The 26,825-nt window shown below is 57.2% G+C and carries 20 protein-coding genes; 6 read left to right on the top strand and 14 right to left on the bottom strand.

Annotated features, from left to right (window positions below):
* The first annotated feature begins 16 nt into the window (after positions 1–16).
* The 6 genes from infB to TU76_RS22545 all read left to right on the top strand — a co-directional run bounded on the left by infB (position 17) and on the right by TU76_RS22545 (position 7,403).
* A complete protein-coding gene (gene infB, locus TU76_RS22570) occupies positions 17–2,518 on the top strand; it encodes a translation initiation factor IF-2 (protein ID WP_019825922.1) in 2,502 nt (833 codons plus the stop codon).
* A 158-nt stretch (positions 2,519–2,676) separates the two neighbouring features.
* Positions 2,677–3,078, top strand: coding sequence for a 30S ribosome-binding factor RbfA (rbfA, locus tag TU76_RS22565; protein ID WP_019825923.1), 402 nt, complete (start codon positions 2,677–2,679; stop codon positions 3,076–3,078).
* A 3-nt stretch (positions 3,079–3,081) separates the two neighbouring features.
* Entirely contained in the window at positions 3,082–3,999 is a 918-nt protein-coding gene (gene truB / locus TU76_RS22560; protein ID WP_019825924.1) for a tRNA pseudouridine(55) synthase TruB, read from the top strand.
* 162 nt (positions 4,000–4,161) lie between these two features.
* A complete protein-coding gene (gene rpsO / locus TU76_RS22555) occupies positions 4,162–4,431 on the top strand; it encodes a 30S ribosomal protein S15 (protein WP_019825926.1) in 270 nt (89 codons plus the stop codon).
* A gap of 224 nt (positions 4,432–4,655) precedes the next feature.
* Positions 4,656–6,761 carry a polyribonucleotide nucleotidyltransferase gene (gene pnp / locus TU76_RS22550; protein ID WP_019825928.1) on the top strand — a complete coding sequence of 702 codons (2,106 nt, stop codon included), beginning with the start codon at positions 4,656–4,658 and terminating at the stop codon, positions 6,759–6,761.
* 288 nt (positions 6,762–7,049) lie between these two features.
* The gene (locus TU76_RS22545; RefSeq protein WP_019825930.1) at positions 7,050–7,403 is read left to right on the top strand and encodes a BON domain-containing protein; all 354 of its coding nucleotides are present in this window, start codon (positions 7,050–7,052) and stop codon (positions 7,401–7,403) included.
* 230 nt (positions 7,404–7,633) lie between these two features.
* On the opposite strand, the gene TU76_RS22540 is transcribed toward TU76_RS22545, so the two are convergent.
* The 14 genes from TU76_RS22540 to dksA form a co-directional block, all read right to left on the bottom strand.
* Positions 7,634–10,546 carry a DUF748 domain-containing protein gene (locus TU76_RS22540; protein WP_048352539.1) on the bottom strand — a complete coding sequence of 971 codons (2,913 nt, stop codon included), beginning with the start codon at positions 10,544–10,546 and terminating at the stop codon, positions 7,634–7,636.
* 87 nt (positions 10,547–10,633) lie between these two features.
* The gene (locus TU76_RS22535) at positions 10,634–11,647 is read right to left on the bottom strand and encodes a class I SAM-dependent rRNA methyltransferase (protein WP_019825934.1); all 1,014 of its coding nucleotides are present in this window, start codon (positions 11,645–11,647) and stop codon (positions 10,634–10,636) included.
* A gap of 162 nt (positions 11,648–11,809) precedes the next feature.
* Positions 11,810–12,991 carry an acetyl-CoA C-acetyltransferase gene (locus TU76_RS22530; protein ID WP_048352538.1) on the bottom strand — a complete coding sequence of 394 codons (1,182 nt, stop codon included), beginning with the start codon at positions 12,989–12,991 and terminating at the stop codon, positions 11,810–11,812.
* Between the two features lie 118 nt (positions 12,992–13,109).
* Positions 13,110–13,979, bottom strand: coding sequence for an oxygenase MpaB family protein (locus TU76_RS22525; RefSeq protein ID WP_019825938.1), 870 nt, complete (start codon positions 13,977–13,979; stop codon positions 13,110–13,112).
* A 52-nt stretch (positions 13,980–14,031) separates the two neighbouring features.
* On the bottom strand, positions 14,032–15,696 hold the full coding sequence (pgi, locus tag TU76_RS22520; protein ID WP_019825940.1) for a glucose-6-phosphate isomerase: 1,665 nt from the start codon (positions 15,694–15,696) through the stop codon (positions 14,032–14,034).
* Positions 15,697–15,959: 263 nt separating this feature from the next.
* Positions 15,960–16,820, bottom strand: coding sequence for a pantoate--beta-alanine ligase (panC, locus tag TU76_RS22515; RefSeq protein ID WP_019825942.1), 861 nt, complete (start codon positions 16,818–16,820; stop codon positions 15,960–15,962).
* Complete coding sequence (gene panB / locus TU76_RS22510; RefSeq protein ID WP_019825944.1) at positions 16,817–17,617, bottom strand: 3-methyl-2-oxobutanoate hydroxymethyltransferase; 801 nt, start codon at positions 17,615–17,617, stop codon at positions 16,817–16,819. Before panB ends, panC begins: the two co-directional genes overlap by 4 nt.
* A gap of 221 nt (positions 17,618–17,838) precedes the next feature.
* A complete protein-coding gene (gene folK, locus TU76_RS22505) occupies positions 17,839–18,321 on the bottom strand; it encodes a 2-amino-4-hydroxy-6-hydroxymethyldihydropteridine diphosphokinase (protein WP_019825946.1) in 483 nt (160 codons plus the stop codon).
* 3 nt (positions 18,322–18,324) lie between these two features.
* Positions 18,325–19,719, bottom strand: coding sequence for a polynucleotide adenylyltransferase PcnB (locus tag TU76_RS22500; protein WP_019825948.1), 1,395 nt, complete (start codon positions 19,717–19,719; stop codon positions 18,325–18,327).
* Between the two features lie 738 nt (positions 19,720–20,457).
* The gene (locus tag TU76_RS22495; protein ID WP_019825950.1) at positions 20,458–21,891 is read right to left on the bottom strand and encodes a sigma-54-dependent transcriptional regulator; all 1,434 of its coding nucleotides are present in this window, start codon (positions 21,889–21,891) and stop codon (positions 20,458–20,460) included.
* 22 nt (positions 21,892–21,913) lie between these two features.
* Positions 21,914–24,868, bottom strand: coding sequence for a sensor histidine kinase (locus tag TU76_RS22490; protein ID WP_162207970.1), 2,955 nt, complete (start codon positions 24,866–24,868; stop codon positions 21,914–21,916).
* A complete protein-coding gene (locus TU76_RS25150) occupies positions 24,852–25,028 on the bottom strand; it encodes a hypothetical protein (protein WP_003176118.1) in 177 nt (58 codons plus the stop codon). The genes TU76_RS22490 and TU76_RS25150 overlap by 17 nt, the downstream gene beginning before the upstream one ends.
* Positions 25,029–25,106: 78 nt before the next feature.
* Positions 25,107–26,006, bottom strand: a complete 900-nt coding sequence (gene gluQRS / locus TU76_RS22480; protein WP_048352537.1) for a tRNA glutamyl-Q(34) synthetase GluQRS — start codon at positions 26,004–26,006, stop codon at positions 25,107–25,109.
* Positions 26,007–26,212: 206 nt separating this feature from the next.
* Positions 26,213–26,653, bottom strand: coding sequence for an RNA polymerase-binding protein DksA (gene dksA, locus TU76_RS22475; protein WP_019825956.1), 441 nt, complete (start codon positions 26,651–26,653; stop codon positions 26,213–26,215).
* Positions 26,654–26,825 lie beyond the last annotated feature (172 nt).

The following is a 26,825-nucleotide window of genomic DNA, read 5'->3' as shown; positions in this document are numbered from 1 at the left end:
CTGAGGAGAGAAATGCATGACGCAAGTCACGGTGAAACAACTGGCCGATGAGGTCAAAACACCGGTTGAGCGCCTGTTGCAGCAGATGCGTGAGGCAGGTCTGCCGCACAACGCCGCCGAGCAGAATGTGACCGACAGTGAGAAGCAAGCTCTGCTGACTCACCTGAAAAGCAGCCACAAGGCTAAAGTGGAAGAACCGCGCAAGATCACTTTGCAGCGTAAAACCACCAGTACCCTTCGTGTTGCTGGCAGCAAAAGCATTAGCGTTGAAGTACGCAAGAAGAAAGTCTTCGTACAGCAAAGCCCGGAAGAAATCGAAGCCGAGCGTAAACGTGAGATGGATGAACGTCGTGCAGTAGAAAGTGCCGCACGTCAAAAGGCTGAAGAAGAGTCCAAGCGTCGCGCCGAAGAAGAAGCGCGCCGTCAGCCTGCATCTACTCCTGCGCAAGCTCCAGCTGTTGCGGCACCTGCACCCGTGCAAACTGCACCGGCAGCAGCACCTGCACCAGCTGCTGATGCACGCAAGCGTGACGAACAGCGTCGCCCGGACAAGCCACGTGCTGACGATAACAATCGTCGCGGTAGTGGTGACGGCGATCGTAAAAACGCTCCGCATCGTGCCTCGGTTAAAGAAAAAGCACCGACTCCACGTGTTGCTCCACGCACTTCCGACGAAGAAAGCGACAGCTTCCGTCGCGGTGGTCGTGGCAAGGGCAAGCTGAAGAAGCGTAACGCTCACGGTTTCCAGAGCCCAACCGGCCCTGTAGTTCGTGACGTGCAGATTGGCGAGACCATCACTGTCGGCGATTTGGCTGCACAGATGTCGGTCAAGGCTGCCGAAGTCATCAAGTTCATGTTCAAGCTGGGTACTCCAGCGACCATCAACCAGGTACTTGATCAGGAAACTGCTCAACTGGTTGCTGAAGAACTGGGCCACAAAGTGACTCTGGTAAGCGACAACGCCCTGGAAGATTCCCTGGCCGAGTCCCTGAAATTCGAAGGCGAGTCGTTCTCCCGTGCTCCGGTTGTGACCGTAATGGGCCACGTTGACCACGGTAAAACTTCCCTGCTCGACTACATCCGTCGTGCCAAGGTAGCTGCTGGCGAAGCCGGTGGCATTACTCAGCACATCGGTGCGTACCACGTTGAAACCGAACGCGGCATGGTCACTTTCCTCGATACCCCGGGTCACGCTGCGTTTACCGCAATGCGTGCACGTGGTGCCAAGGCGACTGACATCGTGATTCTGGTTGTGGCTGCAGACGACGGCGTAATGCCGCAAACCATCGAAGCTGTTCAGCATGCGAAAGCAGCTGGCGTGCCTCTGGTTGTTGCAGTGAACAAAATCGACAAGCCAGGTGCTGATCTCGATCGCATCCGCAGCGAATTGTCCGTTCACGGCGTGACCTCGGAAGAGTGGGGTGGTGACACTCCGTTTGTTTCGGTCTCGGCGAAAATGGGTACCGGCGTTGACGAATTGCTCGAAGCCGTATTGCTGCAAGCTGAAGTTCTGGAACTCAAGGCCACTCCATCGGCTCCCGGCCGTGGCGTAGTTGTTGAGTCCCGTCTGGACAAAGGCCGTGGCCCTGTTGCAACTGTGCTGGTTCAAGACGGTACCCTGCGCCAAGGCGACATGGTTCTGGTTGGCTCCAACTACGGTCGCATCCGTGCCATGCTCGATGAGAACGGCAAGCCTATCAAGGAAGCCGGTCCATCCATCCCTGTCGAGATTCTCGGCCTGGACGGAACGCCAGATGCTGGCGACGAGATGAGCGTAATGACTGACGAGAAGAAGGCACGTGAAGTTGCCCTGTTCCGTCAAGGCAAGTTCCGCGAAGTGAAACTGGCGCGTGCTCACGCAGGCAAGCTGGAAAACATCTTCGAGAACATGGGCCAGGAAGAGAAGAAGACGCTTAACATCGTCCTCAAATCTGACGTCCGTGGTTCGTTGGAAGCTCTGCAGGGCGCGTTGAGCGGCCTGGGTAATGACGAAGTGCAAGTGCGCGTAGTAGGCGGCGGTGTCGGTGGTATCACCGAGAGCGACGCTAACCTGGCACTGGCCTCCAACGCTGTACTGTTTGGCTTCAACGTGCGTGCCGATGCTGGCGCTCGCAAGATTGTCGAGCAGGAAGGCCTGGACATGCGTTACTACAACGTCATCTACGACATCATCGAAGACGTCAAGAAAGCCCTTACCGGCATGCTTGGCAGCGACGTTCGGGAGAATATCCTGGGTATTGCTGAAGTCCGTGACGTGTTCCGTTCGCCTAAATTCGGCGCGGTTGCAGGTTGCATGGTGCTTGAAGGTGTTGTTCACCGTAACCGTCCAATCCGCGTATTGCGTGAAGACATCGTTATCTACGAAGGCGAGCTGGAATCCCTGCGTCGCTTTAAAGATGACATGTCCGAAGTGCGTGCCGGCATGGAATGCGGTATCGGCGTCAAGAGCTACAACGACGTTAAAGTCGGTGACAAGATCGAAGTGTTCGAGAAGGTCCAGGTTGCTCGCAGCCTCTAACTCGCGAGCCTCAAGAGTGAGGACGAGCCCGCGCATGCACATGCGCAGTGCTCGGCCTGGACTCTAAACGCAACGCCCGGTCCGGCTTCTGTCGTGCCGGGCGTTTGCCGCTTTCAGACCGCATGGGTTTCCCATGGGTGAGTAACAGGTAACAAGACATGGCAAAAGAATATAGCCGTACCCAACGTATTGGCGATCAGATGCAGCGCGAGCTGGCACAGCTGATCCGTCGTGAAGTCAAAGACCCGCGTGTGGGTCTGGTCACCATTACAGCTGTTGAAGTCAGCCGTGACGTCGGTCACGCCAAGATCTTCATCACCGTGATGGGTGAGGACAGCGCTGAAGAGATCGCTCAAAGCATCAAGGTGCTGAACTCGGCAGCGGGTTTCCTGCGCATGCAACTGGCGCGTGAAATGAAACTGCGCAGCGTTCCACAGCTGCACTTCCACTACGATGAAAGTGTCGTGCGTGGCGCTCACCTGTCCGCTTTGATCGAGCGTGCAGTGGCTGAAGACAATCAGCACCCTGAAGCCACTGCTCCCGAAGACACCAAGGAGTAACCGGTGGCTCAGGTTAAGCGTATCCGTCGTAACGTCAGCGGCATCATCCTGCTCGACAAGCCACTTGGATTCACTTCCAACGCGGCCCTGCAGAAAGTTCGCTGGCTGCTCAATGCCGAGAAGGCAGGGCACACCGGTAGCCTCGATCCATTAGCCAGCGGTGTTTTGCCGCTGTGCTTTGGCGAAGCCACCAAGTTTTCGCAATACCTGCTCGATTCCGACAAGGGTTATGAAACCCTTATGCAATTGGGCAAGACCACCACCACTGCAGACGCTGAAGGCGATGTTTTGCTGACACGTCCAGTGACCGTTGGTCGCGCCGATATCGAAGCTGTTTTACCAAGTTTTCGTGGGAAAATCAGTCAGATACCGCCGATGTACTCTGCACTCAAGCGAGACGGACAGCCGCTTTACAAGTTGGCCCGTGCAGGCGAAGTGGTGGAGCGTGAACCACGTTCTGTTACTATTACCCGCCTCGAATTGCTGGCCAGCGAAGGCGACACTGCGCGCTTGGCCGTCGACTGCACCAAAGGCACCTATATCCGTACCCTCGTGGAAGATATCGGTGAGCAACTGGGTTGCGGTGCATACGTTGCGCAGCTGCGTCGTACACACGCCGGACCTTTCAGCCTGGCCCAAACGGTGACGCTGGAAGAGTTGGAGGCTGTGCATGCCGAAGGCGGCAACGAAGCGGTTGATCGCTTCCTGATGCCATCGGACAGCGGCTTGCTGGACTGGCCATTACTGCACTTCTCGGAACACAGTGCGTTCTATTGGCTTAATGGCCAACCGGTTCGTGCTCCTGATGCCCCGAAGTTCGGTATGGTGCGGGTACAAGATCACAACGGTCGCTTTATCGGTATCGGTGAAGTGAGCGAAGACGGGCGCATTGCGCCGCGTCGACTGATTCGGTCGGAATGACCGAAACCAGGCTGCTTCGGGATGTAATACTCTTGGCGCAGACTGGAATGAGGGTGGCTGTTATTAGGCACGGTCACATCTCACTTTTAAATACGAGGATTTGTCCTCGGCCTATTGGATCTGTCTTGTTCGCAAACAGGCCCTAATTGAAAGGAAAGCCAAATGGCACTTACAGTTGAACACAAAGCAGAAATCGTAGCTGACTACCAGCAAGCTCCAGGTGATACAGGTTCTCCAGAAGTGCAGGTTGCACTGCTGACCTTTAACATCAACACGCTGCAAGGTCACTTCAAGGCAAACATCAAGGATCACCACTCCCGTCGTGGTCTGATCCGTATGGTTAACCAGCGTCGTAAGCTGCTGGACTACCTCAAAGGCAAAAACGTTGAGCGTTACAAAACGCTGATCGCTCGCCTGGGTCTGCGTCGCTAATAGCGATGTTGCTAGAGGCTGGTTGTCTGTCGTGCGTTTGCGGGTTTCCCGCAGGCGAACGGCAGGCTTCCAGCCTCAAGTTTTATCTGGACTAGACGGATTCTTACGAAAGCTTGCCGCAAGGGCTGTTTTCGTAAGCATCTTGAGTCGGGTCACTACCCGATGTTGCACATGACTTTCGCAAGAAACCCGTTCCCCAAGAGCCACAAAGAAGGTAGGACACCGTGAACCCGGTTATCAAAAAATTTCAGTTCGGTCAGTCGACCGTTACTCTCGAGACTGGCCGTATCGCCCGTCAAGCCTCCGGCGCAGTATTGGTCACCGTTGACGACGACGTCAGCGTGTTGGTGACTGTTGTCGGCTCCAAGCAAGCTGATCCAGGCAAGGGTTTCTTCCCTCTGTCTGTTCACTACCAGGAAAAAACCTACGCCGCGGGTAAAATCCCAGGCGGTTTCTTCAAGCGTGAAGGTCGCCCTTCCGAGAAAGAGACCCTGACGTCGCGTCTGATCGACCGTCCGATCCGTCCGCTGTTCCCAGAAGGTTTCATGAACGAAGTGCAGGTTGTCTGCACCGTTCTGTCCACCAGCAAGAAAACCGATCCGGACGTCGCTGCGATGATCGGTACTTCGGCAGCCCTGGCTATCTCCGGCATTCCTTTTGATGGTCCGATCGGCGCTGCTCGCGTTGCTTACCACGAAAGCACCGGCTACCTGCTGAACCCGACTTACGAGCAACTGGCCGCTTCGAGCCTGGACATGGTTGTTGCCGGTACGTCGGAAGCCGTATTGATGGTTGAATCGGAAGCCAAAGAGCTGACCGAAGATCAGATGCTGGGCGCCGTACTGTTTGCCCACGACGAATTCCAGGTGGTTATCCAGGCTGTTAAAGAGCTGGCCGCCGAAGCTGCAAAACCAACGTGGGACTGGGCTGCTGCCCCTGAAGCCACCGAACTGCTGGGCGCTATCCGTGCCGAGTTCGGCGAAGCAATCTCCCAGGCTTACACCATCACCGTCAAAGCAGACCGCTACACACGTCTGGGCGAGTTGAAGGATCAGGTTGTAGCCAAGCTGTCCGGTGAAGAAGGCCAGCCTTCTGCCAGCGAAGTCAAAGCTGCTTTCGGCGAAATCGAATACCGCACCGTTCGTGAAAACATCGTTAACGGCAAGCCGCGTATCGATGGCCGCGACACCAAGACTGTTCGTCCTCTGAACATCGAAGTGGGTGTTCTGCCCAAGACCCACGGTTCCGCACTCTTCACCCGTGGCGAAACTCAGGCTCTGGTTGTTGCAACGCTGGGTACTGCCCGTGACGCACAACTGCTGGACACCCTGGAAGGCGAGAAAAAAGACCCGTTCATGCTGCACTACAACTTCCCTCCGTTCTCGGTAGGTGAGTGTGGTCGCATGGGTGGCGCTGGTCGTCGCGAAATCGGTCACGGCCGTCTGGCGCGTCGTTCGGTTCAGGCCATGCTGCCTGCTGCTGACGTGTTCCCGTACACCATCCGTGTGGTATCGGAAATCACCGAATCCAACGGTTCCAGCTCGATGGCATCGGTATGTGGTGCTTCCCTGGCATTGATGGATGCTGGTGTTCCGATGAAGGCACCAGTTGCCGGTATCGCCATGGGTCTGGTTAAAGAAGGCGAGAAATTCGCTGTTCTGACCGACATCCTGGGTGACGAAGATCACTTGGGCGACATGGACTTCAAAGTAGCCGGTACCGCTAAAGGTGTTACCGCGCTGCAGATGGACATCAAGATCAAGGGCATCACCGAAGAAATCATGGAGATCGCACTGGGCCAGGCCCTGGACGCTCGCCTGAACATCTTGGGCCAGATGAACCAGATCATTGCCGTATCGCGTAACGAGCTGTCTGCCAACGCTCCGACCATGATTGCAATGAAAATCGACACCGACAAAATCCGTGATGTCATCGGTAAAGGCGGCGCGACTATCCGTGCAATCTGTGAAGAAACCAAAGCTTCGATCGATATCGAAGACGACGGTTCGATCAAGATCTTCGGCGAAACCAAAGAAGCAGCAGAAGCTGCGCGTCAGCGCGTTCTGGGCATCACCGCAGAAGCAGAGATCGGCAAGATCTACGTGGGCAAGGTTGAGCGCATCGTCGACTTCGGCGCATTCGTAAACATCCTGCCAGGCAAAGACGGCCTGGTTCACATCTCCATGCTGAGCGACGCTCGCGTTGAGAAAGTGACTGACATTCTTAAAGAAGGTCAGGAAGTGGAAGTACTGGTACTGGACGTGGACAACCGCGGCCGTATCAAGCTGTCCATCAAGGACGTAGCTGCTGCCAAGGCATCGGAAGCTTAATAGCCCCCGATACCCGCGTTTAAAAAAGGATCCTTCGGGATCCTTTTTTTATGGGCGACGAAAAGAGAGGATCAATGGGCGATAGGCCATGAGTGGAAAGCCGCAACTTGCATGCAAATTTGAAGTGCGTCATGCATTCTGCACGATCGGCTTATGATCGATAATTTTCAAGTTGTTGATTTATAAGGATTTTTTCATGTGCAAAAGTTGGCACAGGCCCTGCAATAGTACTGATAACCCTGCTGCCATAAGACGGCGCAGATTTTAAAGAAGACAGGAGTTACTCGTATGAAGAAGTTCGCTATCGCTGCTGCAACTGCCACCGCTCTGACCCTGACCATGGCCAACGCTGCATTTGCTGCTCAAGCGACTACCCAGGCACCGATGGTCGTCGCTGCTGGCGAAGTAACCAAAGCCAAGGAAGCCACTTCTGACACTTGGATCACCACCAAAGTGAAAGCGGACCTGGTTACTGAAAAAGGCATCCCAGGCACTGATATCAAAGTTGAAACGAACAAAGGTGTTGTTTCCCTTTCTTCCATGGTCCCGGTGACTGAAGCTCAAAAAGACATCGCAGTTGCTATCGCCAAAAAGATCAAAGGCGTTAAAGCTGTCTCGGCTGATGGTCTGAAAGCCGAATAAACATCCCCTTATTTCGTAGAGCCGGGGGAAACAAAGCCGCGGCAGGTGATTTGAGCAACACGCCTGCAGGCTTTGTAACAAGGTTCATGCGACGGCCATATGGATGTGGCCATTACAGCCCTCGGCGCTTGCGTCGGGGGCTGTTCTATTTGGGCTACGGATACGCAAATCTTTCTTGTAGCAGCTGCCGTAGGAACGAGGCAGCTGCTACAAATCAGCGACGTTCGGCGTTACTCGCTATCCAGATGCAGCGGCGAGACCACCCGACCATCACTTTCGGCTTCGCCCAGCGTGGCATCGACAAAGTACACGCGTTCATCAGCCAACTGACCTTTATCCACCAGGAAGTCTTTGATGCTGCTTGCGCGGTCCTGGCCGAGCTGACGCAACAGCACTTCGCTCTTGCTCCAGAAGTCGATCAGTGCAGCGGTCATTTTGGCGGCCCGTTCATCACGGCTCAGGTCAGCCCACTCGGCAGGCGGCTGTTGTTTCAGGCGCGTACGGTAAATGCCCTCAAGCAACGGTCCCTTTTCATCATCTGGCACATTGAGCAAGGCTGCCTTGGCAGGAACCTTGTCACCACGGCGCTGAAGAATCTTGTAGTAGTTGTACTGGAACTCGCGTTCAAGACGCTCTTTGGCTATAAGAGGGCCGTCACTGCTCTGCGCGGCTGTTCCTTCTATCTCCAGCCGCAATGCGGGACGTTCTTTCAACGCTTGGGCCAGAGTGGTCAGCGCTTTTTGCGCCTCAGGGCTCAGCTCGCTTGATCCTGGGGCGAACGACACGGTGCCAAGGTCCTCGGCACCACCGCCACTCACCAGCCCGCCAATGAACTTGAAGGGGGCTTGAGCGGCGCGTACCACCAGGTTGCGCAGGGTCTGCCAGACAATTGGCATCACACTGAACTGCGGATTGTTCAGGTCGCCCGTTACCGGCAGCTCGATGGAAATCTTGCCATCGCTGTCCTTGAGCAAAGCAATCGCCAGTTTCAGCGGCAAGCTCACGGCGTCCGGGCTGTCGACTTTCTCACCGAGTTGCAATTGCTCAATCACCACCTTGTTTTCGGCCTTGAGCTGGCCATTGGTGATCAAGTAATGCAGATCGAGGTTCAAGCGGCCCTTGCGGATGCGGTAGCCGGCAAACTTACCGGAGTAGGGAGTCAATGTCGTCAGCTCAACACGCTTGAAGCTGGTCGCGATATCCAGGCTTGCCATCGGGTCAAACGGGTTGACGCTGCCCTTGATGGTCACGGGGGCATAACGATCGACCTTGCCCGCGATATTCACCGGGGCTGGCTTGGCATTGCGGCTATCGATGGTGCCGATTTGTCCATTGAGCTGTTGAACCGCCGTCTGAAAGTTCGGAGTCAGGCTAAAGTCGGCGAAGTTGGCCGAGCCGTCGTTGATTGCAATCGCGCCTATGCGAATGCCCAGCGGCTTGTCCTTGCTAGGCGTGCTTTTGGCGGTGCTGCCTGCGGGTTGCGGGATCAGCAGGTCATCAATATTGGTGGTGCGATCGTCGTTGATCATGAAGCGCACGTAGGGTTTTTCGAGATTGACCCTGGAGATCGACAGGCTGTCGCCGTGCTGATACTTAACGTCGTCCAGCACCAGTTTTTGCCACTTGAGAAAGTCGCGGTCCTTGAGCGTATCCAGCGTGTGCAGTTGATCGACCTGAGCGCGGCCCTCTACGGTAAAGGCCAGTGGCTCAGTGCTTTTGAGGTTGACCGCGAGGTCGCTACCGAGCATGCCGCTGCGCAGTTCAAGGCGAATAAACGGGTCGATGTAGGCCTGTGCGATACGCAGGTCGATGTCTTTGGTCGTGACCTTTAGCCTGGCACTTACAGGGCTCAGGTTGACGTCGCCGCTGGCGTTGAGCTTGCCTTGCTTGCCCACGCCGGTATCGAGAGTGAGCGCGAAGGGTGAGCGGTTCAGGCTGTCGAAGTTTTTAAGGTTAACGTTCAGCGGACCGATATCCAGCGCTACCGGGGTTTTGGGCTCATTATCGGCGAGGTGTACACGGTAGTTGCGCAGCTCAACATCCTTGAGCAGCACTTCCCACGGCTTGCTCGGTGCTACGGGCGCAGCTTTTGGCGCTTCAACCGTTACGACTTCGTCTTTTTTGGGCGGCGCTTTTTCGGCTTGGCCGGCAAACAGTTTTTGCCAGTCAAGCTGGCCATCTTTCTCGCGGGTAGCCCAGGTTTCGAGGTTGTGACTGTTGATCTTGCCGACCACGACTTGCTGCTTGGCCAGATCCACGCTTGTATCGCTGACATCCAGACGTTCCAGCCGTACCAGAGGGCGACCGTCTGGAGCATTGATTCTGAACGGAGCGATGCTGGCCGAGGCATTGCTCAGCACCATCTCGGTTTCCTTGGACAGGTTAAGGGCGTAATCCGTGCTGAAACTCAGCACGCCATCTTCCAGTGCCAGTGGCAGAGCATCGCGCACGTAGGGCCACCAGGCTTTCATCTGGCCATCAGTGACTTTCAGTTTGCCAGTGGAGGTGATGGGCACCAGGCTCAGTGTGCCGCTCCAGTCAATACGCCCGCCCGCAGGACCAACAGCCACCAGGTTCATGTCGGCGTTGTCATCGGGCAGCGTGCTGAGATTTTTCAGCTCCAGGTCCATTGAATCGTACAAAAACTCAATGGGTTCGCTGGGGCGCATATCGGTGAAATGCAGGTAGCCGCCGGCCAGTTTGATGCTGTCCAGGCGCACAGGAAATGGTTTGCTGTCGGGTTCACTCGCAGTGGGTTCGCTGGCCGGTAACTTGAACAGTTGGGTCAGATTGAGCGAGCCATCCTTGCTGAACAGCAGCTCGGTCTTGGGCTTGTCCAGTTGCACATCCGCCAGGTGCAGCGCTTTTGTCCACAGGCTGTCGAGCTGAAGATTGGCGTACAGGCGCTCAAAACCGACCTGTTCTTTGCCGGGCTCGCCGGCTCTGAACCCCCACAGTGTCAGCTCCAGGCTGAAAGGGTTGAACTCCAGCCGGTCGAGTTTGGCGGGTACCGTGGCGTAGGTGGCGAGCTGTTGGTTGATGATGCGCAGGCCAATGCCCGGCAGGATCAGGAAACCAAGCACGCTGTACAGCGCGATAGCAATCAGCACGGCGCCGAGGGCGCGGATCAATCCTTTGAGCATGTAGGGCGTCGTCTATAGCAGTCGGAGTGCCTTTGAGTATGGCACGCGTTTCTGGTTCCGAGACGAACGCTGTATTCAGAGGATGCTTTAAAACTGAAGGATCAACGTTTTCAACGGTGGTTGTTGATCCATGGACGGGAAGTCACTGGCCGGGGTCAAGACCTGCCAATCGCGAACCGGACGGCCCGCCTTCTCTGCGCAGCGCAAAACCTGTTCGCGCCAGTCGTCCATGCTGACTTTCGCCAGGTTGTTGCAACAGATCAGCACGCCGTCTGGTGCGGTGGTCAATACAGCAGGCTTGAGCAGGCTTTGGTAATCGCGCAGCAGATCGACTGTGCCGAATGCACTTTTGGCCCATGCTGGCGGGTCAAGCAGCACCAGGTCATATTCGCGCTGATCCAGTCGCGGGTAGGCGGGCAGCTTGTGACGGCGTTGAATAATCGGCAGGCCGGCCAGTTGGCGGATGGCTGCAAAATAGTCGGACTGCACGAACTTCATTTTGGGCAGTTGAGGATTCAGCAGACCGTTTTCCCGGCCCACCGCCAGGTTGCCTTCGGCGAAATCGAGGTTGCAGACTTCACTCGCGCCACCTGCCGCCGCACTCAGGCCCACGCCGCAGGTGTAGGAGAACAGGTTGAGTACGCTTTTGCCGGCACTGTGTTGCTTGACCCAGCCGCGAGCGTTGCGCAGGTCGAGAAACAACAGGGGGTCTTGCCCTGCATGGCGCCCGCGCACGCGGTACTTCAGACCCCATTCGTGGCCGACGGTATCTTCAAGTGCGACATCTTCGGCGCGGTATACGGTGTCTTCACGATCAATGCGCGAATTGCCCTGGGAGCGGTCGTTGTAAACCAGCAACAGGTCTAGACCCAAGTGACGATTGATTGCGTCGTGCAGTTGCAGCAAATCATCGCGCTCAAGGCGTTGATGAAAGCTTTGCACCAGCAGTTGCGGGCCGTAACGGTCGATGGTCAGACCGCCAGCGCCTTCCTGGCTGCCGTGGAACAGGCGATAGCAGTCAGTGCTTTGAGCATGCAGCTCGGCCAACAGCTCTTGACGGTTATCGAGGGCGGCGCGCAGCGCCTGATTCAAGGAAGACATGCGATGCGCCTTGGGGGACAGATAAGGCGCGGCAGTTTAGCAGAATAGGGTGTACGAAACTTCAGTGTGGGAGCGGGCTTGCTCGCGATCGTATCCGCGCGGCTTGACCGACAGACCGACTAGTCTGCATCGCGAGCAAGCCCGCTCCTACAGGGTGTGTGGTTACTCCCGCTCGATCGCCAGCGCCACGCCCTGGCCACCGCCAATGCACAGGGTTGCCAGGCCTTTTTTCCCGTCGCGCTTGATCATTTCGTGGAGCAGGGTGACGAGGATACGGCAACCCGATGCTCCAATCGGATGGCCAATGGCAATAGCGCCACCGTTGACGTTGACCTTGCTCGCGTCCCAGTCCAACTCTTTACCCACTGCCAGCGCTTGCGCGGCAAACGCTTCGTTGGCTTCGATCAGGTCCAGTTGCTCAAAGCTCCAACCTGCCTTGCTCAGGCAGCGCTGAGTGGCGCTGACAGGGCCGATGCCCATGATGGCCGGGTCAACGCCCGCGTTGGCGTAGGCGGCGATTTTAGCCAGCACGGGTAAGCCAAGGGCCTTGGCTTTGGTGGCGCTCATCAGCATCACTGCGGCTGCGCCGTCATTGAGTGAGGATGCATTGCCCGCGGTCACGGAGCCGTCCTTCTTGAAGGCTGGACGCAGCTTGGCCAGCGACTCGGCAGTGGTGCCTGCGCGAGGCTGTTCGTCGGTGGCGAAGGCTATCGGATCGCCTTTGCGCTGCGGGATCAGGATGGGGGTGATCTCATCGACAAAGCGCCCGGCTTCAATGGCTGCCGTGGCTTTTTGCTGTGAGGCGGCGGCAAAGGCGTCTTGCGCTTCACGGCTGATGCCGTACTTATCCACAAGGTTCTCGGCGGTTATGCCCATGTGGTAATCGTTGAACGCATCCCACAGGCCATCGCTGATCATGGTGTCGACGATCTGGGCGTGCCCCATGCGCAGGCCGGTGCGGGCGCCGGGCATGATGTAGTTGGACAGGCTCATGTTTTCCTGGCCGCCAGCGATGATCACTTCAGCATCGCCGCAACGAATCGCCTGGGCTGCCAGGTGCAAGGCCTTGAGGCCCGAGCCGCAGACCTTGTTCAGGGTCAGGGCAGGAACAGCGAAGGGCAGGCCGGCCTTGATTGCAGCCTGGCGAGCAGGGTTTTGTCCGGCGCCGGCGGTCAGCACCTGGCCCATGATCACTTCATCGACCTGAGTGCCATCCAGCCCGGTCTGCGCCAGTAGCTGACGAATGACCGCAGCGCCCAGTTCAACGGCGGGTACATGGGCCAGCGAGCCTTGAAAACTGCCCACTGCAGTGCGGGTAGCGGCAACGATAACGACGTCTTGCATTGCTTGAGTCCTCTTTATTCTTGGAGTGCAGAGCTCAGAATCAGGCTGGCATGGTGTCATAAATCGGTATCGACTTCATCGCGGGCAGCTCGCTCGCGCACGACCACCGCAGAGAATGTCAGCCAAGCCCCATGCGCCGCCGTGCACGTTGCACCGAGCCATTGCGCACGGCCCAGCGCAGGACCGGCGCGGTGCTGTTCACTTCAGCGCGCACCAGTTTGCGAACCAGAGGGTGCTGATGCAGCCCCAATTGATCGCTGGCCCAGTCGGGCAGCAAATCAATCCCTGCCTTCATCATCAGCGCGCCAAAGGGTTTGGCCAACAGGCTGGGGGAGGGCGCGTTAAGCAGCAGGCGGATCACCTCGTGACTACGCTCATCACAGCGCAGTTGCGGGCGTACGTCTTGGAGGTAATCGGCGATGTGCTGGCGTGAGCGAGGTACGTTTGTAGCGCCCAGGCGTTCAGCGATCATGGCGATTTCGTCGTAGTAACGATCCTGATCGGCACCGGATAAACGGGGGTTGCGATAGCGCAGATGGGCGGCGAGGAAGTTGCTGACTTCGGCGACATGCACCCACGTCAGCAACTCGGGGTCGCTGGCGGCATAGGGTCGACCATCAAGGCCGGTGCCGGTGACTTGCAGGTGGATGGTACGTACCTTGTCGATCAACCAATTGGCATCGCCGGTGGCGCCGAAAGTGGTACCCGAAATGAACTGCCCGGTGCGACGTAACCGACCCAGCATGTCCTGACGAAAATTGGAGTGGTCCCACACCCCGGCCAGGGCCAGTGGATGCAAGGCTTGCAGCATCAAGGCGCTGATACCGCCAATCAGCATGCTGGTGAAATCACCATGTACCTGCCAACTGATGGAGTCCGGGCCGAATAGGCCGGGATCGCCTTTGGGGTTTTCGAGGTCGAGTTGACCGAGTGAAAGGCCGGTCAGGCTCATGATCTGGCGTTCGATGGGGCGGCGGATAAGTTCCATGATGCCTTTCTCGATGATGCCAGCCAGTCTGTGAAGACTGGCTGGCTATCAATCAACCGCGATGACGGCCGCGGAAGTAGTTGATCAGACCTTGGGTCGACGCATCGTCAGCAGGCTCTTCCTGGGTACCGGTCAGGCGGTTGTAGACGCCCTTGCCCAGTTCCTTGCCCAGTTCAACGCCCCATTGGTCGAAGGCGTTGATGCCCCAGATCACGCTCTGCACAAAGACCTTGTGCTCGTACAGCGCAACCAGTGCGCCCAGACGACGCGGGCTGATACGTTCAACCACCAGGGTATTGCTCGGACGATTGCCCGGAATCACCTTGTGCGGTGCAAGTTTTTGCACCTCTTCTTCGGACATGCCTTTGTCGCGCAATTCTGTTTCGGCTTCTTCGCGGGTTTTACCCAGCATCAGCGCCTGGCTTTGCGACAGGCAGTTGGCGTACAGCCACTGATGGTGATCAGCCACCGGGTTAAAGCTGACAATCGGCACGATAAAGTCGGCCGGGATCAGTTGAGTACCTTGATGCAGCAACTGGTGATACGCGTGCTGACCGTTGCAGCCCACGCCGCCCCAGATGACCGGGCCAGTGTCGGTGGACACAGGAGTGCCGTCCTGGCGCACGCTCTTGCCGTTGGACTCCATGTCCAGCTGTTGCAAGTGCTTGGTGATGTTACGCAGGTAGTGGTCATACGGCAGGATCGCGTGGCTTTGCGAGCCCCAGAAGTTGCCATACCAAACACCCAGTGCAGCCATCAGAACAGGCATGTTCTGTTCGAACGGCGCAGTCTGGAAGTGCTGGTCCATGCTGTAGGCACCGGACAGCAGCTCCTTGAAGTTGGACATGCCGATTGCCAGCGCGATTGGCAAACCGATGGCTGACCACAGCGAGTAGCGCCCGCCAACCCAATCCCACATCGGGAAGATATTCTCTTCGCGAATGCCGAAGGCAACAGCCGCCGCGTTGTTGCTCGATACGGCGATGAAGTGGCGATGCAGCTCAGCTTCGGAGCCACCCTGAGCCAAGTACCATGCCCGAGCTGCCTGGGCATTTTTTAAGGTTTCGAGGGTGTTGAAGGATTTCGACGAAACGATAAACAGCGTGGTTTCGGCACGCAGCTTGGCGGTCAGTTCATGGAACTCACTGCCGTCAATGTTCGCGAGGTAGTGGCAACGCACGCCTTTTTGGGCGTAGGACAACAGGGCTTCAGAGACCAGCTCGGGACCCAGGAAAGAACCACCAATGCCGATGTTGACGATGTCGGTGATTGGCTTTTCGGTGTAGCCGCGCCACAGGCCGTCGTGAATCCTGCCGACCAGCTCGGTCATCTGGTTCAGGACTTTATGCACCTCGGGCATGATGTTCACGCCGTTCACCGACAGTTTGTCGGCAACCGGGCGACGCAGCGCGGTGTGCAAGGCCGGACGACCTTCAGAGGCGTTGACGATCTCGCCACCAAACAGCGACTTGATCGCGCCTTTGAGATCAACCTCATTGGCGAGATTAACCAGCAGGTCGCGGGTTTCGTTGTTGATCAGGTTTTTCGAGTAGTCCAGAAACAGCCCGCAACTGCTCAGCGTAAATTCTTCAAAGCGTTTTGGGTTGCTGTTAAACGCATCGCGCATGCTGAAATTTTGCATGCCGGCACGGTGGAGTTTCAACGCTTGCCAAGCGGGCAGAGCGGTAACGTCATGAGGAGTGCGGTAGTACGCCATCGCTGCGGATATCCTTTTTGCTTGAACTGCTTTTGGACACTGAAAACACCGACATCTGTTTTTTAGTATTCAGGTGTTCGGGGGTCTGATTCTGCACGTCAGCTAGAAGCAGGGCGATTACAGTAACCTTCGCGCCTACTTCTGTCTTGGCTTTGTCTGACATCGCGAAGTAACTTTTGTCACAGTTACGTCACATTAGATGAAACGTTTCAGTGTTTCTTGTTGGGTGCGGGTCATTCCGCGGTTCCGCACAGGCAGCTCTGTCAGAGTGCGCTGTCGAGGTTTAAGTGCACGTTGTCGATTAAACGGGTGGCGCCCATAAAAGCTGCGACCAGAATCACCAGATCGCGATCAGTGGATTGCGCCGGGAGCAAGGTCTGCGCGTGACGCACTTCCAGGTAGTCGGGACGAAAACCAATCGCTTCGATCTGCGCCAGGTGCTGACTGATCAGCGCCGGGTAATCGCGCTCACCGGCTTCAATGGCGTGGGCCATCTCGCTCAGATGGCGGTACAGCGCTGGTGCCAGGGCTCGCTGTTCTTCGCTCAAGTAGCCATTGCGCGAAGACAGGGCCAGACCGTCTTCGGCGCGTACGGTCGGTTCGCTGATGATCTGGACCGGAAAGTTGAGGTCGTTGACCATTGCGCGAATGACAGCCAACTGTTGGTAGTCTTTTTGCCCAAAGATCGCCAGATCAGGCTGAACCATGTTGAACAGTTTACTGACAACAGTGGTCACGCCATCGAAATGCCCCGGACGGCGGCTGCCGCACAGCTCATTGCTCAGCTTGGCGGCGGTAACACGTGTCAGGCCCTCCATGCCGTTGGGGTACATCTCCTCGACGGTCGGGGCGAACAGCAAGTGGCAGCCCGCCTGCAGGAGTCTTTCCTGATCGGCAGCCAGTGTGCGCGGATAGGTGGCGAGATCTTCGTTGGCACCAAATTGCAGCGGGTTCACAAAAATGCTCGCCACCACAAAGTCAGCCTGTTGCGCGGCGGTGGTGACGAGAGCGCCATGACCGCTGTGCAGATTGCCCATGGTCGGAACCAGGGCTATTTGTTTGCCTTCACGACGTGCGCGGGCGATAACGGCGCGCAACTCGCGAACGGTTTTAACTGTGTTCATGCAGAGAACCCGTGTTCGGTAGCAGGAAAACTGACGGCTTTGACTTCTGTTACGTAGGCACTCAGGGCGGACTGGATGTCAGGCTGGCCGGTCATGAAGTTTTTCACGAACTTGGGCACGCGCCCGGTCAGAGAAAGGCCGAGCATGTCGTGCAGAACCAGGACCTGGCCGTCTGTGTCACTGCCTGCACCAATGCCGATCACCGGGATTTTTACCGCGTGGGTGATTTCAGCGGCCAGTTCGCTCGGTACGCATTCAAGCAGCAGCATGGCTGCGCCTGCTTGCTCCAGGGCAATGGCATCAGCACGCATCTGGCGCGCCTGGTTTTCGTTGCGTCCCTGAACTTTGTAACCGCCCAGCACGTTCACTGTCTGCGGGGTCAGGCCCATGTGCGCGCATACAGGGATACCGCGCTCGGTCATGGCGCGGATCGATTCGGCGAGCCACACGGCGCCTTCGACTTTGACCATGTGTGCGCCGGCTTTCATCAGCAGCGCACTGTTGTTCAGGCTTTGTTCCAGGGTCGCATTCGCCATGAAGGCCATGTCCGCGAGAATCAGCGCATCCTGGTTGCCGCGTTTGACGCAGGCCACGTGGTAAGCCATTTCGGCGGTCGTCACAGGCAATGTGCTGTCATGCCCTTGTAGAACCATGCCCAGGGAGTCGCCTACCAATAGCACTTCAACACCGGCCTGATTGCAGGCGTGGGCGAAGGTGGCGTCATAGCACGTCAGCATGGTGATTTTTTCACCCTTCTGCTTAAGGCTTTGCAGGGTGGTCAGGGTAATAGCTGGCATGAAAAGGATCCTCGTCAGGCAGTGTGATAACCACTGCGAGTAACGCGTGTGATTCATCGTTATGAACAGGCACGCCTTTATAGAGGGCGCTTATAAAGCCTGTTTTCACATTGCGCCATCCTGTGGATGGCAGCGGGATGCCTATAGTCGTGACGAGGACACTGGAAGTCAATTCCGGGTGTTACCGCAAAGGTGTTACCCGGGTATTGATTCGATTCAGCTTAAGCGGTGATGCGCTCAAGCCCGATGAATGGGCAGTCGGCCAGCAATTGCGACAGGCTTCGGCCATCGGCCAGTTTTAGCGATGCTGGCGCCAGTTCGGCCAGTGGGTAGAGCACAAAAGGCCGGGCGTGCATGTGGTAGTGCGGGACTTGGAGGCGAGGTTCGTCGATCAGGCGATCGCCAAACAGCAAAATGTCGAGATCCAGCGTGCGAGGGCCCCAGCGTTCGTGGCGTTCGCGACCTTGATCAAGCTCAATGGCTTGCAGCGCATCGAGCAGATCCAGGGGTGGCAGCGTACTGTCAATGGCGGCCACGGCGTTGGTGTAACGCGGCTGACCGGGCAGCAATGAATCGCTTTGGTAAAACCCTGAAACCCCAACGAATCGGGAGTCAGGTAATTGCGCCAGTGCCTGGACGGCACTGCGCAATTGATCTTCAGGGTCAGCCAGGTTACTGCCCATTCCAATGTAGACACGCTCCATCGCTTACTCGTCCGCTGCGGCGCTACGTTTGCGCTTGGCACCGCTGGTGCGGCGACGTTTACGCGGTGCAGGGCCGGTGCCGTCATCCTTGGCGTTGCTCAGGTCGCGAATCATGTCGCGGCGACCGCTGTCATTGGCGTCCTGATAGTCGGTCCACCACTCGCCCAGCCCATTGGTCTGCTCGCCTGCGCTTTCACGCAACAGCAAGAAGTCATAGCCGGCACGGAAGCGCGGGTTGTCGAGCAACATGTCGGCGCGTTTGCCGCTGCGACGTGGCAGGCGCTCCTGCATGTCCCAGATCTCGCGGATCGGCATGGTGAAACGCTTGGGAATGGCAATGCGCTGGCACTGTTCGGCGATCAGTTCGTGCGCGGCTTCCTGCATCGCAGGAATGGGCGGCATGCCTTGATCTTGCAGACGCAATACACGGGCCGGCAGGGCAGGCCAGAGCAAGGCAGCAAACAGGAAGGCCGGGGTTACCGGTTTGCCCTGTTTGATCCGCAGATCGGTGTTGCGCAAGGCTTCGCTGATCAGGGTGTGGGTGTACGTCGGATTGTGTTCCAGTGCTTCGGCGCTGGCCGGGAACAGAGGATCGAACAATTGCAGGTCAACCAGCATTTCGAAGGTGTCTGAAGCGTTACCCGAGAGGAACAGCTTGAGGACTTCTTCGAACAACCGCGCAGACGGAATTTCACGCAGCATTGGCGCCAGTTCGCGAATCGGCTCGGCGGTGTGTTTTTCGATGCCAAAGTTGAGTTTGGCCGCAAAACGCACTGCGCGCAGCATGCGTACCGGGTCTTCCTGATAGCGCTGTTGCGGATCGCCAATCAGGCGCAGCAAGCGGTTGCGAATATCGTGTACGCCATTGGCGTAATCGAGGATGCGCTCGCTGACCGGGTCGTAGTACAGGGCATTGATCGTGAAGTCACGACGCTGGGCGTCTTCTTCAAGTGTGCCGTAAACGTTGTCGCGCAAGATGCGCCCGCTTTCGTTGCGTGAGGACTGGTTGCTGTCTTCCTCTTCGTCGTTTTGCGGGTGATTGGCACGGAAGGTGGCGACTTCAATGATTTCGCGACCAAAGTGGATGTGCACCAACTTGAAACGTCGACCGATGATTCGCGCATTACGAAACTCGGCGCGCACTTGTTCAGGCGTGGCGCTTGTGGCGACGTCAAAGTCTTTTGGCGTGATGTTGAGCAGCATGTCGCGTACGCAACCGCCTACCAGATAGGCCTGGTAACCGGCGTTCTGCAGGCGCTCGACAATGTTGACCGCGTAGCGGCTGAACTGGGCACGTTGCAGCGAATGTTGGCTGCTGTTGAGCACTTCAGGGGTGCTGCGCAGTTGTTGCGTACGACGCTTGGGAGAACGGAATGACTGGAACAGCTTCTTCAGCATGGGATGCACTGTTTGAAGGAATGTTCGGCCAAAACGAAGAATGACCGCATGATGGGCGGGGATTCTAGCATTTAGTCAGGGGATGGTGTAGGACGCTGAGTCGCTCTTGTGAGCGAAGCTGCAGGCAATAGGCAAAAAAAGCTGCAAGAGTGGTGAGGTAGAGCCGTGGGAGTTTTTTCTGAATCGCAGGAACCACAAGGGGAGCCGAAGCTCCCCCAGAATTAGTTGCATGCTCTATTTTTATTATTGATTGCGGGCTTTTTGTTTTTGTTAATCGCCCTGGTTACAGAGGTCTTGCCTGAGTAACCCTCCCAATCGGGAGATAAGAGCAAACGGATTGCTTTGGTCGCTGTGTTGATGTGATCAATGATCCAACTAGTTCAGGCTCTGCTTTAAGTGCAGTTTTTGTTGTTCTCTGCCTAGTCGTGGGGCAAGCCCCATTTACAACGCCTCTCCAAAACAATCAGTTAGCTGCGCCTCCGCCGTGTTGTTCTTGTTATGCGTGAGCCGATACGTCTTATTTTTATTGTGTGTTGCTGTGATTCTTATTGTTCTTGTACGGATACATATAGCAGGGGTCGTGCCAACTTTTACGAGGGCCAGCAAAATAAGGCGTTTTCGGGGTTTTTACTTTTTTCAAGGCAAAAAAAAGCCGGGTCATCGTTACCGTAAGACCCGGCTTTTGTTACGTGATTTAACTGAGGTAACAGTTTTTTCACATTTGCTTGGCTGTGTTACCTAGCCTTCGCTTGGCACACCGGTTTTGCGTCGAGGAATGCCCAGGCGCTGGCGCCGTTCCCACAAGCACTTGCGGCTGACCCCCAGTTTGCGGGCCAGTTCGGTCTCGGTCATGTGGTCCTGGTGCTCAAGCACGAAGTGCTGGAAGTAATCTTCCAGTGACAGATCCTCGGTCGGATCAAGGCTGGTGTTACCGTTGACGATGCTCTGCTGTGGGGCCAGGCCAATAAAATCATCGTCTTGCAGGTCGCTCAGCTCAATATCGATGCCCAGGAGCTCAGCCGAGATTTCAGGGCTTTCACACAGGATCACCGCTCGCTCCACCGCGTTTTCCAGTTCGCGAACGTTACCCGGCCAGGAGTAATGACTGATTGCCCGTTCAGCATCGGGGGCGAACGTCAGGTCAGTACGGCCTACGCGGGCGCTTTGGCGAGCGAGGAACGCGTGGGCAATTTCGTTAACGTCGGCGCCACGTTCGCGCAAAGCAGGCAGTTTTAACGCGATGACGTGCAGTCGGTAGTACAAGTCTTCGCGGAACTGACCTACTTTGGCCAGGCTTTTCAGGTCACGGTGAGTCGCGGCAATCAGGCGCACATCAACCTTTTGCGACTGCACAGAACCTACGCGGCGAATCTCGCCTTCTTGCAGTACGCGAAGCAGGCGGGCTTGTGCCTCAAGTGGCAGTTCGCCGATTTCATCGAGGAACAGCGTACCGCCGTCGGCGGCTTCAACCAGGCCGGCACGGCCAGCGCTGGCGCCGGTAAACGCCCCTTTTTCGTGACCAAACAGCTCGGACTCGATCAGCGATTCGGGAATAGCTGCGCAGTTCACCGAAATCATCGGTGCCTTGGCACGCCTGGAGAGGTTGTGCAGGGCGCGCGCGACCAGCTCTTTACCCGTCCCGGATTCACCCTGAATCAATACATTGGAGTCGGTTGGCGCGACTTTTCGGATCTTGCTGTACATGTCCAGCATCGGTGGGCACGAACCAATGATGCCGATTTCCCCGTTGCTGTTATCCACAGCATTTTTGTCGGCGATACCCGGTTTGGCAGGGCGCTCTGCAGGCACACTCTGGAGGTTTTGCCGATCACGCAGAATGCGCGCCACCGCTTGGAGCATTTCGTCGTGATCAAAGGGCTTGGCGATGTAGTCGACAGCGCCCATTTTCATCGAGTCAACGGCCGAGCGCAGACTGGCATAGCTGGTCATGATCAGCACCGGCTTGCCTTGACCGAGCTTGATCAGCTCGGTACCCGGAGCGCCTGGCAGGCGCAGATCGCTGACAATCAAGTCGAACGAGGGGATGCTGAAACGCTCCTGTGCTTCTTGCACCGAGCCAGCCTCGCTGACTTGGTACTGGTTACGCTCCAGTAAACGGCGTAACGCGGAGCGGATGATGGTTTCATCTTCGACGATCAAAATATGCGGCATTGATTCGGTTCTCTCGACGGTCTCAGTTCACAGCGGACGTCGCTTCGACATGACGCGGTAGTGTCACCCGGATACGGGTTCCGCGTTGGCTGTGAATGTCAGCCGGGCTGTCGATGGTGATTTGTCCATAATGCTCTTCAACGATGGAATAGACCAGTGCAAGGCCCAGACCGGTGCCTTCCCCAGGGTCCTTGGTGGTGAAAAACGGTTCGAACAATCGGTCCATGATGTTCTTCGGAATACCTGTACCTTCGTCTTCCACAATGAGGTCGACGGTGTGCTCGCTGGCTTCGCTCTTGACCCTCACTGCACTCCCGGCAGGCGAGGCGTCGCGGGCGTTCGAGAGCAGGTTGATCAATACCTGGGCGAGTCGCTGCGGGTCACCTTCAACCCAATGATCCGGGTCGCAGAGATTATAGAACTGCACCTCGAAATTGCGCCGGTTCAGGGCCAGCAGACCAATGGCATCCTGGGCCACTTCGGCCAGACAGACGGGTTCGTCATTGTGCTGGTGGCTGCCGGCATGGGCGAAGCTCATCAGGGACTGGACGATGCGCGAGATACGTTTGGTCTGTTCAAGAATCTGGCTGCTGATTTCCGTCAGCTCACTGTCGTCCTCACGTTCTTCGCGAAGGTTTTGCGCAAGGCAGGCAATGCCGGTCACCGGGTTGCCGATTTCGTGAGCGACACCCGCAGCCAGGCGTCCGATGCTGGCCAGCCGCTCGGAATGCACCAGCTTGTCTTCGAGCATCTGGGTTTCTGTCAGATCCTCGACAAGCAGCACCAGGCCGCTGTTGCCAGGGGCCAGGGGCTCATCGATCGCGGCTTTGTGCAGGTTGAGCCAGCGAGTCTGGCCATCCAGCGCCAAATGCTGCTTGTGCAAGTGCTCGTCAGGCAGGTCGATAAAGCCCTGCAGCAGTTCTCGCCACGGATCTCCCAGAGTGCTCAGGCGCGAACCCACCACACGCTGGGCCGGGATGCCGGTCAACTCCTCCATGGCTTTGTTCCACATCAGGATCTCTTGATCCTTGGCCAGCGAGCACACGCCCATGGGCAGCTCTTGCAAGGTTTGACGGTGATAACGGCGCAAGGCGTCGAGTTCGGCTGCCAGACCTGTCAGGCGTGAGTGGTAGTCCTCAAGCCGGCTTTCGATGAAATGAATGTCTTCAGTGACGTAGTTTTCACCGCCGGACTTGTAGGGCAAAAAGGTTTCGACCATGTCTTGGGCGACGCTGGGGCCCATCAAGCCTGAAAGGTTGGCCTCGATGCGGTCGCGCAGGCGGCGCAAGGCATAAGGGCGGCGTTCATCGAAGGGCAAAAACAGGTCGCGCAGCGCTTGTTCGACTTCTTTCTGTGCGGCCTTGGCGCCCAAAGGTTTGGCCAGTTGGGTGGCGAACTCTTGCGGTGAGGCGGCGTGCAGCTCACGTCGTTGTGGACGACGCACGTTGTCGACAGCGCACGCTTCGGCAGCGCTGGCCTCTTCGGGGCTGGCGTTGGTGAACAGCGAAATCAGGGTGAACATCAGCACGTTGGCTGCCAGTGAGGCGATGGCTGCCATGTGCCAGCTGGTATCGTCCAGCACGTAAATCATGTTCAGCCACGGGATGTAGAACCCCTGGAAGTTGCCGATCAGCGGGAACAGCATGCTCGCCATCCACACCAGAATCCCTGCCAGCAACCCGGCAATGAAGCCACGTCGGTTGGCGGTCGGCCAATACAGTACGGAGAGCACGCCCGGCAGGAACTGCAAGGTCGCGACAAATGCCACGATCCCGAGGTTGGCCAGGTCCTGTTCGGCGCCCAGCAGCAGGTAAAAACCATAGCCAGCCATGATGATGGCAACGATCAGTGCCCGGCGGGTCCACTTCAGCCAGCGGTAGATGTTGCCCTCGGCAGGTGGCTGATAAAGCGGCAACACAAGGTGGTTAAGGGCCATGCCGGACAGCGCCAGGGTGGTGACGATAATCAGCCCGCTAGAAGCCGATAACCCGCCAACATAAGCCAGTAGTGCAAGTGGTTTGCTGTTTGCGGCTATACCGATACCTAGGGTGAAGTACTCGGGATTGGTGGTGGCGCCCAGCTTGAGGCCAGCCCACAAAATCAGCGGCACGGCGAGGCTCATCAGCAGCAGAAACAGCGGCAGGCCCCAGCTGGCGCTGACCAGCCCGCGAGGGTTGAGGTTCTCAGTGAAGGTCATGTGATACATGTGCGGCATCACGATGGCCGATGCGAAAAACACCAGCAGCAGGGTTCGCCACGGTCCTTCTTGCAAAGGGGTGTGCAGAGCGGCGAGGGCGGTCTGGTTTTGCAGCAGCCAGACTTCGAGTTGTTGCGGACCGTCGAACACACCATAGAGCGCGTAGAGCCCTACGCCGCCAATGGCGATCAGCTTGATGACCGACTCAAAGGCGATGGCGAACACCAGGCCTTCGTGTTTTTCACGGGTGGCGATATGTCGTGAGCCAAAGAAGATCGTAAACAGGGTAATCAGCGCACAAAAGCTCAGGGCGACGCGGTGTTGTACGGGTTCACGTGTGAGGATGCTGATGGAGTCGGCCACCGCCTGGATCTGCAGGGCGAGCAGCGGTAGCACACCAATGAGCATGAAGATTGTGGTCAGCGCCCCGGCCCATGTGCTGCGAAAGCGGAACGCGAACAGATCAGCCAGGGATGAAAGCTGATACGTGCGGGTGATTTTCAAAATGGGGTAAAGCAGCACCGGCGCCAGCAAGAAAGCCCCGGAAACCCCCAGGTAGCTGGATAAAAAGCCGTAGCCGTATTCGTAGGCCAGGCCCACGGTGCCGTAAAACGCCCAGGCACTGGCATAAACGCCCAGCGACAGGGTGTAGGTCAGCGGGTGGCGAATGATTGCGCGCGGGATCATGCCGCGTTCACTGATCCAGGCTACGCCAAACAGCACCCCCAGGTAGGCGGCGCTGATCAGGATCATCTGGGTCAGGCTAAAGCTCATCGGCATCTTTTTGGCTCTGAAGAATAAAGGTCACAACGATCAGAATCAGCCAGAGCAGATAGGGCCTGTACCAGGCGCCTGTCGCATCGATCCACCAATCCATGATGGCGGGAGAAAACAGGTAGATCCCGACAACCAGCAACAGGACCAATCGATAGATATACATCCCGCCCTCACTTTTACAGGCCGCATGCCCAAAATCGTGCGGCGATGGTAACGGATGGCTGGCAACCTGCAAGGGCTGTCAGCGTAATTGCGCCTCGGCGAGGGTAAGTGTGCGTGGGATATTGGCTGCGCTCCAGTGAGCGATGCCCCAATCCAGAACTTCACGCGGGGTGGCGTCGTTCAAGCATTCGTCAGGCGTCTGACCCAAAGCGCGCAAGGCGCGAAGCAGCAAGGGTGTTGCCTGCTCCGGTGTCAGGGGGGGCGAACGGTACGATTTGCCAAGCTTGTGGCCGTCGGGTTGCACGATCAGCGGCACGTGCAGGTAGCGTGGCTGTGATAAGCCCAGCAGCTCTTGCAGGTAGAGCTGGCGCGGTGTGGAGTCCAGTAAGTCGGCGCCGCGCACGATATCGGTCACACCCTGGGCCGCATCATCGAGTACAACGGCCAATTGATAGGCGTACAGCCCGTCACGGCGGCGAATCACAAAATCACCCACCTCTCGGCCAAGGTGTTGGCCGAATGGTCCCTGTACCCGGTCTTCGAAGCGGTATTCAAGTTCTGGCACGCGTACGCGTATCGCGGCGTTTTCCATCGAGTGGCCCGCATTGCGGCACAACCCCGGGTAAATGCCGTTGTAGCCTTCAAGCTGTTTGCGCGAGCAGGTGCACGCGTAAGCCAAACCCATGCTGAACAGCCGGTTTAATACGTCAGCATAGGCTTCGTGGCGATCGCTTTGGCGAACCAGTTCGCCGTCCCATTCAAAGCCGTAGCGTTCAAGAGCATCCAGAATGGCAGCTTGGGCGCCGGGCATTTCGCGGGGGGGGTCGAGGTCTTCCATGCGCAACAGCCAGCGGCCACTGACAGAGCGGGCGTCGAGGTAAGAAGCAAGGGCTGCGACCAGCGAGCCAAAGTGCAGGTGGCCACTGGGCGTTGGGGCGAAGCGCCCGATGTAGGAGGAAGTTGAAGTGAGTGCTGTCATTACATAAATCCCGTAGCAGTTGCCGTAGGCTGCGTCCGATTGCGAAGCGATCGTATGCCCTGAGTGCCGGGTCTGACGGATACACCGCAGTGACTGATTTTTACGACGGCTTTGCCGCCGGACGCAGCCTTTGGCAGCTGCTACGGAGCGCAAAACGCAGAAACAAAAATGGGGCGTTTGCACGCCCCATTCAGTCAAGCCAGCGATTACTTGCCGACTTGTTTTTCCTTGATTTCAGCCAAGGTCTTGCAGTCTACGCACATGTCGGCAGTAGGACGGGCCTCGAGTCGACGGATACCGATCTCGACACCGCAGGATTCGCACCAGCCGTACTCCTCGTCTTCGATCAGTTGAAGGGTCTTGTCGATTTTCTTGATCAGCTTGCGCTCGCGATCACGGGCGCGCAGTTCCAGGCTGAACTCTTCTTCCTGGCTCGCGCGGTCGGATGGGTCAGGAAAGTTTGCCGCTTCGTCTTTCATATGATCAACGGTGCGGTCAACTTCCTGCATCAAGTCCTGTTTCCACTTTTGCAGAATCTTGGTGAAGTGCTTGCGCATGGGCTCGCCCATGTACTCTTCGCCCTTCTTTTCAACGTAGGGTTCGAAACCGCTAAGTTGACTATTCTGTTGCTTGGTTTGTGTGGGCATGAAATGGACCGCCTCTCATTCTTCTAATCCATTGCGCAGGATTGCAACATCACCGACACCTGCCGGCCCTGCGGCTGCAAGCGGGCGAACTTACCAGATCAAATCGGGCTGCGCTACTCCCGCATGTCTAGCCCGTTGTCAGTGGTTGTGTACAGAGCCTGTGGTGCTTGAG

Source organism: Pseudomonas psychrophila, assembly GCF_001043005.1.
GTDB classification, from domain to species: Bacteria; Pseudomonadota; Gammaproteobacteria; order Pseudomonadales; family Pseudomonadaceae; genus Aquipseudomonas; species Aquipseudomonas psychrophila.
This window is presented reverse-complemented; position numbering and strand designations above follow the sequence as displayed.